A 13,240-nucleotide genomic window follows, 5' to 3' on the forward strand; every position below is an offset into this window, starting at 1 on the left:
CGACCGGTCAGTCGTCGTCGACGACCGTGCCGAACGCGATCGGGTCGGCCAGCAGCAGCCCCGGCACCCCGGTCACCACCAGGGCGAACCGCTCGTCGGCCTCCCGCTTGCGGTCACCCCGGACGTCGACCGGGAACACGACCGAGGTCTGTCCGGCGGCGAGCGTCCGGCAGCCGGCGTACGACCGGAAGTCCTCACCGGACCGGGCGGTCACGCCCAGCGTGCCGGCGCAGAGCAGCACCGGGTGCGACAGCGGCCGGGACACCGTGACGGTGAAACCGGCCCGGGTGTCGCCCCGGTCGCCCTCGACCACCCGGACGTCCGCCACACTCAGCGACGCGCGCGAGCGGAACCGGGCCACCTGCGGGTCGTGGTCGCTGGAGCCGCGCGAGGAGTCCCCGGCGTGCTCGGCCGGCCAGTCGGCGTTGATGTGCGCCGCCCGCACCTGCACCAGGTCGGCGTGCAGCGCCTCGTTGACGAAGAGGTGGTCCAGCGTCTGCGACTGTCCCTCGAAGCTGTACGAGTACGCCGACGACGGTGCCTGGGCGACCAGGTCGTCCCAGAGGTTGCGCAGGCCCGCCTGGTACAGCGGACCGAGCTGGTCCGACGGGGTCGGGTCCGCGCCGGTGGCGATCGGGTCGTCCGGACGGGGGAAGACGTTCAGGTCGCCGCCGTAGACCACCCGGGCGTGCGGGTCGGACGCCTCGATCGCGGTGACGATCGCCGCGCCGTAGCGGGCCTGCTCGGTGCGCTGCCCGACCCGGCTGTCCGGGCCGGACGAGTAGTGGTTGCTGACCGCCCACAGGGTGTACGACTCGTTCCCGCCCGGCGTCGCCTGCACGGTGAACTTCCCGAGCTGCGGGGCCCGGGTGAAGACGTTGTCGCCGTCCTTGCCGGTGGAGGTGTCGACGTCCGGCGGCAGCAGCGCGTTGAGCGCCTTCGGGTTCTGGACGTCCGCGTTGGACGGCAGCCCCGCCGCCCGGTAGACGACGGTGGGGGAGGAGCCGAGCAGCGGGTCGGCGGCGGTCGCCCCGGCCAGCGACAGCCGGTCGGTGCGGTACAGGAAACCCGAGGTGATGCCCCGGGCGTCCGCGCCGGTGCGGTCGTAGGCGGCGGCGTAGGCCGGGCCACCGGCGGCGGCGACGGCGAGCGCCAGTTCCTGAAGGGTGTCCGGCGCGCCGTCGGCGTCGTTCGTGTCGCCGCAGACCAGCGCGTTCCCGGCCACCGTGCAGATGTCCTGGTCCTCGGCTTCCTGCACCAGGATCAGGTCCGGGGCGTGCAGGTCGGTGACGATCTGGTCGGCGAGGTTGCCGAGCTGCTCGCGGTAGTCGGCCTCGCTCGATGGGACGTAGTCGAACGGCGGCCGGACGCCGGGGCACCCGGCGTTGCCGGTGAAGTCGCAGCCGTCGAAGGGGTCGTCCCGGTGGTCGTAGAGGTTCTCCACGTTGTACGTGGCGACCGCGATCTCCTTCGACCGGTCGGCCGGCCGCGGCGGGTTGTTCCGCGACGGGTCGGCACCGGGGGTGAAGGCGGCCCGCTCGACCTGGACGCCGTACTTCTCGAAGGAGTAGTAGAGCGCGCCGTACGCGTCCCCGGTCAGGGTGTCGAAGGTCCGCGTCGGCGGCAACAGGGCGGTGCTGTCCCCGGCGGTGGCCTTGACGCCCATGCTGCCCAGCATGATCCGCTGGCCGTTGCCGTCGTCGAAGAGACGGGTCGGGTCGTTGTCCAGCGGGTGCGTGTCCCGGAACACCCGGCGAGCGTACGGGTCGGCGCGGTCGAGCAGCGGGTCGTCCCGGTCGACCAGCCAGGTCTCCGCGTCGGCGGTGGAGGCGAAGACCGCCCGCCCGCTCACCGCGCCGCTGCCGGCGCGGACCCGCAGCCGGGCCCCCTCGTGCCGCTCCCAGAACCGCTGCGCGGCGGTCAGGTCGGCCGGCGGCACCGCGTCGGTGACCGCGACGACCGTGTTCACGTCCAGCCCGGAGGCGATCGTCCGGACCAGGGACGCCGACGAGAGCTGGGTCTGGTCGAAGTACTCCGACACCCGGGCGCGGAGCACCACCTCGTCGCCGACCGTCGGCACGTAGCCGCCGATCAGCGAGGGGAACGAGCCCATGAAGACGAAGACGCCGTCGGAGCTGGTCGGGTCGCCGTCGGTGGCGTCGGCCCGGCTCTGGAGGAAGAAGCCGTGCTGCTCCGCCCCGGCGGAGGTCCGCGCCAGGGTGCGCTGGGTGACCACACCCCGGACGTCGTACAGGATGCTGCTGGTGCCGTTACCGGAGGGCGGGGCGAGCGGGGACCGGTCGGCCGGGCCGGACTCGGTGTCGGTGGTCGGCCCCTGCACCTCGCCGACGGTCAGTTCGCGGGTCACCGTCACGGCGAGCGTGCAGGCGGCGGTGCCGCCGTCGGCGTCGGTCGCGGTCAGGGTGACCGTGTACGCCCCGGCGGCCAGGTCGGCGCTGGCGGTCACGGTGACCCGGGCGGTGCCGCCCACCGCGTCGGCGGCGGTGAACGCGGTCCGGCCGATCGTGCCGGCGGTCGGGGTCGGGGCGACCGCGGTGACCGCGAGGTCGGTGATCCGGTCGTCCGCGTCGGTCGCGGTGACCTCCCGGGACGCTGCCGTACCGACCGGGGTGACCAGGGCCGGGCCGCAGGTCAGCACGGCCGGCTGGTCGACCGGGCCGCCGCCGTCGCTGGTGTGCGCGCCGAGCCCGTCGACGGTGTCGGTGGCGAAACCGGCCCACCCGACCGCCGGGTCGAACGCGTCCGACGGGTCGGTGTCCCCGACGGTGACGGACGCGAGCCGGCGCAGGGTGTTGTTCTCGGTGCTGGTGAGGCCGCTGCCCCACTCGGTGCCCGGGTCGACGCCGACCTGCCCGATCGAGTCGAGCACGGTCGTGCCCCGGCGCAGCACGAGCGCGTCGTCACCGTTCCAGAGGCTCGCGCCGGTGGTCTGGTCGGCCTGAGCGAGGATCGCCGCGTTGGCCGCCGAGCTGGCGAGGACGAAGACGTCCCCGGCGGCGACCGTGCCGGTCAGCGCCAGGTTGGTCGGGGTGGTCGAGCCGTTGAAGAACAGCTGGAGCTGGTAGCCGCCGGCGGCCAGGTCGACGGCGGCACCGGTGCCGTTGAACAGCTCGATCGCCTTGTTGTTCGACGAGCCCTCGACGTACTCCGAGATGAAAAGGTCGGTGGGCGCGGCGCTGGCCGCGAGGGGTGCGACGCCGACGGCCGTGGCTGTCACGGCGGTGGCGGTCGCGAGCGCGGCGAGGATGCGGCGCGGGCGCATGGGGCCTCCACGAGGGATGGACGGGAACCACCGCACGGTAGGCGTCGATCCGGTACGGCGTCCATCCCCCACCGGAACGGCGGGTGCACAACGGTCAGCGGGTTCGCGCGTCCAACCGGTGCACCAGCTCCGCCACGTCGGCACCGTACTCGCACCACTGGCGGTCGGGGCGGTAGCCCAGCTCGGCGTTCACCGCCAGCATGGCCTCGTTGGCCTGGGCGTTCCAGGTTTGCACCTCGGTCAGCTCCGGCTCGGCGGCGCGCAGTTCGAGCAGCATCCGCGCCTTGATCGCCCGGTCGATGCCGTAGCCCCGGTGGCCGGCCACGACGATGGTGTCGTACTGGTCGGCCCGGGTGGGGTGCTGCGCCGGCACGACCACCTCGGTCAGTCCGGCGACCTCGCCGGTGCGTTCGTGGATGGCGAAGACGATGTACGGCTCCATGCCCCGCCGGTGCAGGCAGTCGAGGCTGTCCCGGAGCCGCTGCGGGTCGTAGGAGCTGGGTCGCAGGTCGCCGTCCTCGGCGTCACGCGAATCGGCCTTGGCCCGGGCGTACGACTCGATCAGGTCGTCCGGGGGGCCGCCCGGACAGAACTCGATCCGGTATCCGGAGCCGATACCGGTGGCCATCGCCCCCAGTGCCGTCCAGTCCACCGTGGCGAGCCGGAGCACGCTCCGGGTCTCCACGTAGTCCCGCCCGAAGCCGAGCGCCTCGAAGAACGCGATGGCCGGCGTCCCGCCCACCACCTCGACCCCGACCGACCGGAACCCCTCCTGGTACGTGCGGCGGGTGGCCAGCTGGACCAGGGTGCGGCCGAGGCCGGTGCGGCGTACGTCCGGGTGCACCAGCACCTCCAGCACGCCGATGTCGCCGAGCAGGAGCACCTGGACGTGGCCCACGATCGTCCCGGGCGTGCCGTCGGCGGCCGGTTCCGTCTCGGCCACCCAGGAGATCCGCCGCTCGCCGGGCATCACCTCGGAGAGGTACTCCCGTAGCGAGGTCTCCCGCCAGGGCGGATCGTCGGGCAGGTCGGCGGCCAGGACCGCGTTGAGCGTCGCCAGCAGTGACGCGATCTCTGCGGACGACGCGGTCCGGGGATCCCACTCGCGCACCATCACGCGTACAGCTTGCCGTCAACCGCAGCCCGGGGGAAGTATCCAGAACGTCCGGGATGGATGCGTCGGTTCAGCCGCGACTCGTCCGGCCGTACTCGTTGGCCTTGTCGAACACGTCCTGGGCGTACTGGCGGACGTCGTTGTAGGACAGGATCGCCCCCCACCAGTCGCCGGAGACGGTCATCTTCCGGCCGCCCTTGCAGAGGTAGTTGCCGGCGGCGAGCGCGGCGTCGTCCAGGTCGTGTGGATTCTTCACGCCGTCGTTGTCCGCGTCCGCGCCGATCTCGTTCCAGGTGGTCGGGATGAACTGCATCGGGCCGACCGCCCGGTCGTAGACCAGATCCCGGTCGAGCCGGCCCCCGTCGGTGTCGAGGATCCGCATGCGGTTGCCGTTGCCGTCGAGCGGAAGGCCGATGATCTCCGGCAGCGCCTGCCCGTCCGGCAGCAGCTTCGCGCCGTTGGCCGCGCCGTGCCCCGACTCCACGTGCCCGATGGCGGCGAGGGTGGTCCAGCTCAGCGCGCAGGTGGGGGTGGTCTGCGCGAGCACCAGCTCGGCGTAGCCGTACGCCTGCATGGCCACCTGGGGGACACCGACCTTCTCGCCGGTGACCCGGGCCCAGTCGGCGAGCGCGTCGGCCGGGCGGCCGGTCGGCAGCGGGACGACCCCGCCGGGCAGCGGTGTCCCCGGCGGCACGCCCCCGCCGGGGAGGGTGGGTACGGTGGTCGGCCCGACGGACGCGCCGGGGCTGTCGCTCCCGGCAACCGGGCGCGGCGCGGGAGCGGTCGCCGGCACCAGCAGCGCACCGGCTGCCGCCGTGGCGGAGACCAGGGCGAGCAGGAAGAGCCCGGAGAGGGCGAACCGGCCACCGGGCCGCTTCGACCAGGCCCGGGTGGCCCGGACCGCGCCGGCTGCGGCCTGCCGCGGTGGCAGGCGGACGGCGTGCGCGAACGGCACCCGGTAGCGGCGCCGCCCGGCCCGACCCGACCCGGTCCCGGCGTCCTTCGCGTCGGGCTTGGTCGTGGCGTCCGGCTCGTCTGTCGCGGCCGGCGTGGCCTTGGCGTCCGCCTCGTCTGTCGCGTTCGGCCCGGTCTCGGTGTCGGGCTTGGTGGGGGTGTCGGGCCCGGTCTCGGGGTCGGGTCCGGTCGTGGCGTCCGGCCCGGTCTTGGCGTCCGGCCCGGTCGCGGTGCCGGGCCCCGTCGCGGTGTCGGGCCCGGGTTCGGCGTCGGGTCCGACCTTCGCGTCCGGCTCTGCCGGGGTGCCGCCGGCCCGGGTGGGCGCGTCGTCCGCCGGGGCGGTGAGGGCCGTGGTGGGGACGGTGTCCCCCGGTGCGGCGGCGGGCGGTGGGGAGCCGGCGGGTGCCGGGACGGTCGGCCGGAGCGCCTCCGGCGGCACCGGCGTCCGGGGCCGCGGCACCGCACCGGCGGTGCGCGGAGCGGGACCGGGGGCGTCGTCCGACGTGGCGGGCAGCCCGTCGGGCGGCGCGGCCGGACGCAGGGACCGGGTCCGCAGGCTGTCCTCTCCGTCCACCACCCGTCGAGTATTACCCATGTCAGCGCCGACGTCAGGACCGGTCGTACCCTTGGTGCCATGCCCCGGTACGAGTTCCGCTGCCGCGCCTGTGGCGCCACCTTCGAGGTCAATCGGCCGATGGCGCAGGCTGGTGCGCCCGCATCCTGCCCGCAGGGCCACCACGACACCGTCAAGCTCCTCTCCACGGTCGCGGTGACCGGCCGGGGCGGTGCCGGACCGGTCGGCGGAGGGGCCGCCCCGGCCGGTGGTGGCTGCTGCGGCGGTGGCTGCGGCTGCTGATTCCCGCGCCTCCGTCGGTCGGTTGCGGTACCTTGCGGTCGACCCCGTCCGGCCGTTCTCACGATGCGTGACGGCTTCGACATAGGGCAGCATGGCCGGCGACGTCAGGGGCGGAGGTTCCACGCATGTCGCCACGGATCCGCCTCCCGAGCGGGTGGGTGACCTTCCTGTTCACCGACATCGAGGGTTCGACGCGCCTGGCCCGGATGCTCGGTGCCGGTTACCGACCGGTACTGCACGAGCACCGTCGTCTGCTGCGGCACACCCTGGTCGCGGCCGACGGCGCGGAGCTGCTCACCGAGGGTGACTCGTTCTTCATCGCCTTCGCCGACGCCGCTGTGGCGGTCGCCGCCTGCCTGGCCGCGCAGCGGGCGCTGGCCGGGCACGACTGGCCCACCCCGGAGGCGGCCCCCCGGGTCCGGATGGGACTGCACACCGGGTACGCGGAGCCGTGCGACGGGGAGTACGCCAGCCCGGAGGTGCACCGGGCGGCCCGGATCGCCGCCGCCGCCCACGGTGGCCAGGTGCTCTGTTCGGCGTCGACGGTGCGGCACGCGGAACCGCTGCCCGCCGGGGCGTCCCTGCTCGACCTCGGGCTGCACCGGCTGCGCGGTTTCGACGACCGGGAGCGGCTCTTCCAGGTCCTCGCCCCCGGCCTGGAGCGGGAGTTCCCGCGCCTGCGGACCGCCGACGCGCCCCCGCACAACCTCCCCACCCGGGTCACCTCGTTCGTCGGGCGGGAGGCGGAGCGGGTCGAGCTGCGGCGGCTGGTGGCCGAACACCGGCTGGTCACCGTCATCGGTGCGGGCGGCGCGGGCAAGACCCGGCTCGCCGTGGAACTGTGCGCCGGGCTGGTCGAGGCGTACCCGGACGGGATCTGGTTCGTCGACGTCGCCACGGTGACCGATCCGGGCCTGGTGCCGTTCGCGGTCGCCGCCGCCTTCGGTCTCCGGCCCGAGCCGGGCCGCCCGATCATGGACACCCTCGTGGAGTACGCGGCCACCCGCCGCACGTTGGTCGTGCTGGACACCTGCGACGCCCAACCGGCTGCCACCGCCGAGGTGATCTCGCGGCTGCTGACCGGCGCGCAGGGCGTGCGGGTACTCGCCACCAGCCGGGAGTCGTTCAATCTTCCCGGTGAGGTGGTGTGGCGGATCCCGCCCCTGTCGATCGACCCGTCCCCGGGCGGCGGCGAGAGCGACGCGGTCGCCCTGCTGCTCGACCGGACCACGGCCGCCCGGGGTGGGCGGCGTCCCGGCCCGGCCGAGGCGGCCGACCTGCGCCGGGTGGTGCACCGGCTGGACGGTCTCCCGCTCGCCATCGAGCTGGCCGCAGCCCGGCTGCGGGTGCTCTCGGCGGGGCAGCTCGCCGAGCGCCTGGCCGACGTGCTCGGTGCGCTGGACGCCGGCCGGGACGAGCAGGACGCCCCCCGGCCCTGGTCCGGTGGGCAGGAGGACACCGTGGAACTGCGGACCGCCGGTGGGGTGCCCGGGGACGGCACCCGGTCGACGGTGGAACGGCACGCCACCATGCAGGCCACCGTCACCTGGTCGTACCGGACGCTCGGCCCGCGCTCGGCCCGGTTGCTGCGCTGGCTGGCGGTGTTCGCCGGGCCGGTCGACCTGGCGGCGGTGGAGTGGCTGCTCGACGAGGACCCGCTCGGTTCCCTCTCGGTGCTGGTGGACAAGTCGATGATCCTGGCCGAGCCGAGCGCCTCGGGATGCACGTACCGGATGCTCGACCCGATCCGGGCGTACGCGGCCCGCCGGCTGGCGGCGGCCGGTGAGGAGCAGGTCGCCCGGGACCGGCACGTGGCCTGGTCGCAGCACGTGCTGCGGCGGGCCTACCTCGGCCCGGACGGGCAGCCGGTGACCCTGTCGCTCTACTCGCTCGACCCGCTCGCCGGCGAGCTGCGGGCCGCGTTGCGCTGGTCGGCCACCGGGGGACAGGCCCGGGACGGGCTGCGCCTGGCCGGTGGCCTGGACCTGTGGTGGCGGGAACGGGGGCTGGCCCGCGAGGGGCGGCTCTGGCTGTTCCGGCTCTACGGGCGGATCGCCGAGACCGGCGAGCGGATTCCCGAGGCGGAACTGGCGGCGGCGTACCACATGCACTCGCTGCACGCCGGCGCGGACGGTGAGTTCGCCGAGGAGCTGCGCTTCGCCCAGCGGGCCGAGGCGGCGGCGCGACAGGCCGGGGACGCCGGGCTGCTGGCCCGGGTGCTCGCCGGCCGGGCCGCGCCCCTGGTCGACATGGGGCAGTTCGTCGAGGCGGAGCAGGTCTGCCGGGAGGTCATCGACTGGGCGCGTGACCGGGGGGTGGCCGCGGACGCGTTGCTCGCCGTCTACAGCCTGGCCGAGCTGCTCTGGCGGCGCGGAGCGCTGGACGAGGCGGCGGAGCTGCTCGGGGCGGCCCGGTCGGTGGAGGCGACCCGCCCGGTGGAGCGGGGCCAGCGTTCGGTGGACATGCTGCTGGGCATGGTGGCCCTGGCCCGGCGGGACCTGGTCGCCGCGCACGAGCACCTCCAGGTGGCGCTCCGCTCCCGGATGAACCACGGCTACCACGGGCGGGCCTGCGACACGGTGAACGCCCTCGCGGTGCGCTGTGCCGACGGGGGCGATCCGTCGACCGCCGCCCGGCTCTTCGGCGCGACCCAGACGACCCGGGCCCGGATGCGGTTCACGGCGGGGCTCTTCGGGGCGTACTGGCTGCGCTGGCAGACGGAGGTCCGCCGGCGGGTGGGCGATGCGGCGTTCGACGCCGCCTACGCGGCGGGCGCGGAACTGGGACTGGAGGAGGCGGCGGCGCTGGCCCTGGCGGTGGAGCACCCGGACCTGTCCCCCGCCTCCCCCCGGTTCACGTCGAGCTGGTGAACGTCGGGCGCCGGGCGGGTCAGCGCCGGGCGGCGGCCCGCTCGGCGTCGGCCTTCATCTTCGCCGCCCGGTCCAGGTCGGCCTGGCTGACCGCCGAGCGCGAGCCGAAGGCCCGGACCGCCTGGTAGTACGTCCAGGCCAGGCTGGTGCAGGCCGGGCGTACGGTGCTGTTGTAGGTGGCACAGACGCGCTTGAGGTCCTCGTAGAAGGCGCTGTCGATGCGGGCCTTGTTGGCGCTGGTGAAGACGCCCATCGCCTTGTGGTTGCGGTAGCCGAAGTCGTGCCGGTAGCAGGAGACGTTGAACGTGAACCCGAGCGGGTTGTCCGGGCTGGACGAGCAGTAGTCGGTCGACCAGTTGAAGGCGTACGCCGACCAGGCGCCCTGGTTCAGCCGGGCCGAGTTCCAGGCGTTGTAGCTGCTGGCGCTGGTCTGCGTCCAGCTGTACATCACCGACAGCTTCTGGTCGCGGGTGACCGCGGCGGCCGGTGAGGCGACCCCGAGGAGAGCGAGCAGCGCGAAGGCGCTGGCGGCGAGCAGGGTGGTGAGGCGACGGTGCATCGGGTTCTCCTCCGGGGGTGGGGTGGGGGTGTCGGAACGGTGTCACCGGCGGGTTACCGGCTGGAGAACAGTTTTTATCGATCTTGATAGATATTCGGTGTCATCTTGATCGAATTTGCCACCAGGCGTAGAAAGCGACGAATGCCCCGGAGTGGATGGACCACTCCGGGGCATCCGGTACTCGTCAGGTCAGCGCACGAAGCGCACCGGGCTGGGCAGACTCTCGTTGTACAGCCGGTCCAGCGCGGTCACCAGGTAGGTGTAGGACCGACCCGCCTCGGCGGTGTCGTCCACCCAGGACTGCACCGCGCCCGGGGTCGCCCGCACGGTGTCGACCAGGTGCGTCGCGTCGGCCAGGTCGCACCGGCCGGGCAGCTGCCGGCCGTCCAGCCGGTAGATCGCGTACGACGTCGCCTTCCCGAGCGGGCCGACGCCGTCCGCCGGCTGCCGCCAGGACAGCCTGACCCCGTCGGCGGTCCGCTTCACGCCGGTGACCACCGGGAAGAGCAGCGGCTTCGCCGCCAGGTGCGGCATGGTCGGCACCAGCGCCGGCTTCGAGTAGTGGTCCTGCGCGTAGATGTCGGTCGCGCCGAGCCGGTTCGCCTGCACCTGCACGGCCGAGAAGTGCACGTTGCCGAGCACCTCCGGGTACGAGCGGTTGAGCGTCAGGTGGTCGGAGAGCTCACGCGGGTTCATCCAGAACGACCCGTACGCCGGGTCGCCGCTCTTGTAGTCGGCCTGGCCGATGTAGAGCTGCACCTTCGTGCCGCGCACCGTCTCGGCCCACCACGGCACCAGGCGGGCGTAGTCGGCCGCCGGGTACTGGCCGATGTACCAGTACAGCTGCGGCACGATGTAGTCGACCCACTCCTCCTTGACCCACTTGCGGGTGTCGGCGGAGATGATGTCGTACGACTGGCTGCCGGTGGTGTCCGAGCCGAGCGGGTCGACCGACTTGTTCCGCCAGATGCCGAACGGGCTGACCCCGAACTTCACCCACGGCTTCGCCGCCTTGACCTTCTCGCCCATCTCCTTGACGAGCAGGTTGATGTTGTCCCGCCGCCAGTCGGCCTTGTCGGCGATGCCCCGGTTGTGCGCGGCGAACGTCGCGTCGTCCGGCACCTGGTGGGTGCCGCTCGGGTACGGGTAGAAGTAGTCGTCGAAGTGCACGCCGTCGACGTCGTACCGCTTGACCGCGTCCATCATCGCGGTCTGGACGAACTCGCGGACCTCCGGGATGCCGGGGTTGTAGTAGAGCCGGCTGCCGGCGACGCCGGCCGGCGGGTACGCGAAGGTCCACTCCGGGTGCTGCCGGGCGGGGTGGTTCGGGGCGAGCTGGTTGACGTCCGCGCCGGCGCCGCCCGGGGCCGGCATCGAGACCCGGTACGGGTTGAACCAGGCGTGGAACTCCAGGTTCCGCTTGTGCGACTCGGCGACCAGGAAGGCCAGCGGGTCCCAGCCCGGGTCCTGGCCGCGCACCCCGGTCAGGTACTCCGACCACGGCTCGTGGGGCGAGGGCCAGAACGCGTCGGCGGTCGGCCGGATCTGGACGACCACCGCGTTGTGGTTGAGCTTCTCGGCGAGGTCGAGCCAGCGCAGGTACTCGGCCTGCTGGGCGGCGATCCGGTCCGGCGCGGTCCAGGACGCCTTGGTGGGCCAGTCGATGTTGGTCACCGACGCGATCCACATCGCCCGGAACTGGCGCTTGGGGGTGGCCGGGTCGGTGGTGCAGTCGGCGGCGGCGATGGTGCTGGTGGCGTCGGCGGCCGGAGCGGCCTGCGCGGGCGTCGCGGCGACGAGCGCGCCGAGCAGCGCGACGGCCAGCCCGGCGGCTCTGAGCCGAGGTGCCTTCATCAGTGCGTCCCTTCGTTGGGGCTCGACTGGCAGGGGAGCGGACGGTTGCCGGTCGGCAAGATTCGTCGCCAGCAATACACCGTCAGAAGGAAATTTTCACACCCGGCCGCCCGACGCAATACCCCGCCGAAGATCGACCACCGGCCCGGACCATCGGCTCAGCCCGCCGTTACCGGGTTGGTACGCACGGTGAAGGTTCGCCAGGTGGGCGGTGGGGTAGCAGCAGCGGTCACCGGCCGCCACCGGGGTGGTCGCACGGTGGGAGGGGTGAACACGGTGTCCGTGCTGCGGACCAAACCGATCAAGGACGTGATCGCGCAGAGCGAGGCGGACGGGGAGGACGGCCGACCAGGGCTGAAACGCCGGCTCGGGGCCCGCGACCTCACCGGCTTCGGCATCGGCATCGTCATCGGTACCGGCATCTTCACGCTGACCGGGTTGGAGGCCCGGGAACACGCCGGCCCCGGCGTGGTGATCTCGTTCGCGATCGCCGGGCTGGTCGCCCTGCTCGCCGCGCTCTGCTACGCCGAACTGGCCTCCAGCGTCCCGGCCGCCGGCAGCGCCTACACCTACGCGTACGCCACCATGGGCGAGATCGTCGCCTGGATCATCGGCTGGGACCTGTTGCTGGAGTTCGCCCTCGGCTCGGCGGTGGTCGCCCGGGGCTGGTCCGGGTACCTCGCCGAGCTGTTCAACCTGCCCGCCGCCTGGTTCGGCGAGGAGGGGAGCGTGGTCAACGTCGGGGCGATCGGCATCGTGCTGCTCCTCGGCGTGGTGGCCATCGTCGGCATCCGGGAGTCGGCCCGGGTCACCAACCTGCTCGTCCTGGTCAAGGTCGCCATCTGTGTCTTCGTGGTGGTCGCCGGAGGGTTCTTCGTCAAGGCCGCCAACCTCACCCCGTTCATCCCGCCGGCCGAGGACGCCGGGGCCGGCGAGACCGGCATCCGGCAGCCGGTCACCCAGGCGATCTTCGGGATGGAGCCCTCGGTCTTCGGCTTCGCCGGGGTGCTCACCGCCGCCGCGGTGGTCTTCTTCGCGTACACCGGCTTCGAGGCGGTGGCCAACCTGGGCGAGGAGACGAGGAACCCACGGCGGGACCTGCCACTCGGCCTTCTCGGCACGCTGCTGGTCGCCACCGTGCTCTACATCGGCGTCTCGCTGGTGGTGGTCGGCATGGTCCCGTACGACGAGATCGACCGGGGCGCCCCGATCGCGGCGGCCTTCGAGTCGGTCGGGGCCGGCTGGGCGGCGATTCTCGTCTCCATCGCCGCCGTCGCCGGCCTGACCAGCGTGATCCTGGTCCAGCTGGTGGCCATGGGGCGGATCGGCTTCGCCGTCGCCCGGGACGGGCTGATCCCACCCGCCGTGGCGAAGGTGCACCCCCGCTGGGGCACCCCGTACCGGATCACGGCGCTGATGACCGTGCTGGTCGCGCTGCTCGCCGGCTTCCTGCCGCTGGCGGCCCTGGCCGACCTGGTCAGCATCGGCGCGCTCTGCGCGTTCGTGCTGGTCTCCCTGGCGGTGCCGATCCTGCGCCGGAGCCGGCCCGATCTGGAGCGACCGTTCACCGTGCCGTTCTCACCGGTGCTGCCGGCCGTCTCGGCGCTGGCCTGCCTCTACCTCATGCTCAACCTGTCGGTGGAGACCTGGCTGCGCTTCCTGGCCTGGATGCTGCTCGGCGCGTTGATCTACTTCGGCTACGGCCGCCGCCGCAACCGCCTCGCCCGCCGGGACGGGTAGTCAGGCGCTT

8 protein-coding genes are annotated in these 13,240 nt (G+C 73.4%); 3 read left to right on the plus strand and 5 right to left on the minus strand.

The annotated features are described in order from the left end of the window. Positions 1-7 precede the first annotated feature (7 nt). The 3 genes from AB0F58_RS08035 to AB0F58_RS08045 form a co-directional block, all read right to left on the minus strand. Positions 8-3,283 (minus strand): lamin tail domain-containing protein, encoded by a 3,276-nt coding sequence (locus AB0F58_RS08035; RefSeq protein ID WP_357139646.1) that lies wholly within the window; start codon positions 3,281-3,283, stop codon positions 8-10. Positions 3,284-3,377: 94 nt separating this feature from the next. Further along, on the minus strand, positions 3,378-4,397 hold the full coding sequence (locus AB0F58_RS08040; protein ID WP_357140421.1) for a GNAT family N-acetyltransferase: 1,020 nt from the start codon (positions 4,395-4,397) through the stop codon (positions 3,378-3,380). A gap of 70 nt (positions 4,398-4,467) precedes the next feature. Further along, the gene (locus AB0F58_RS08045) at positions 4,468-5,946 is read right to left on the minus strand and encodes a lytic murein transglycosylase (protein WP_357139648.1); all 1,479 of its coding nucleotides are present in this window, start codon (positions 5,944-5,946) and stop codon (positions 4,468-4,470) included. A gap of 39 nt (positions 5,947-5,985) precedes the next feature. Between AB0F58_RS08045 and AB0F58_RS08050 the strand changes: the two genes are divergently transcribed. Together AB0F58_RS08050 and AB0F58_RS08055 are read left to right on the plus strand one after the other, a co-directional pair. Further along, positions 5,986-6,207, plus strand: coding sequence for a zinc ribbon domain-containing protein (locus tag AB0F58_RS08050; RefSeq protein WP_357139651.1), 222 nt, complete (start codon positions 5,986-5,988; stop codon positions 6,205-6,207). 125 nt (positions 6,208-6,332) lie between these two features. Next, entirely contained in the window at positions 6,333-9,077 is a 2,745-nt protein-coding gene (locus tag AB0F58_RS08055) for an adenylate/guanylate cyclase domain-containing protein (RefSeq protein ID WP_357139654.1), read from the plus strand. A gap of 19 nt (positions 9,078-9,096) precedes the next feature. Here the strand turns inward: AB0F58_RS08055 and AB0F58_RS08060 are convergent, their stop codons facing one another. After that, complete coding sequence (locus tag AB0F58_RS08060) at positions 9,097-9,636, minus strand: phospholipase (protein WP_357139657.1); 540 nt, start codon at positions 9,634-9,636, stop codon at positions 9,097-9,099. Positions 9,637-9,825: 189 nt separating this feature from the next. Further along, a complete protein-coding gene (locus AB0F58_RS08065; RefSeq protein ID WP_357139659.1) occupies positions 9,826-11,490 on the minus strand; it encodes a family 10 glycosylhydrolase in 1,665 nt (554 codons plus the stop codon). A 276-nt stretch (positions 11,491-11,766) separates the two neighbouring features. Here AB0F58_RS08065 and AB0F58_RS08070 point away from each other — a divergent pair, with 276 nt between their 5' ends. After that, entirely contained in the window at positions 11,767-13,230 is a 1,464-nt protein-coding gene (locus tag AB0F58_RS08070) for an amino acid permease (protein ID WP_357140423.1), read from the plus strand. Positions 13,231-13,240 lie beyond the last annotated feature (10 nt).

Source organism: Micromonospora sp. NPDC023956, assembly GCF_040639195.1.
In the GTDB taxonomy this organism is placed as follows: domain Bacteria; phylum Actinomycetota; class Actinomycetes; order Mycobacteriales; family Micromonosporaceae; genus Micromonospora.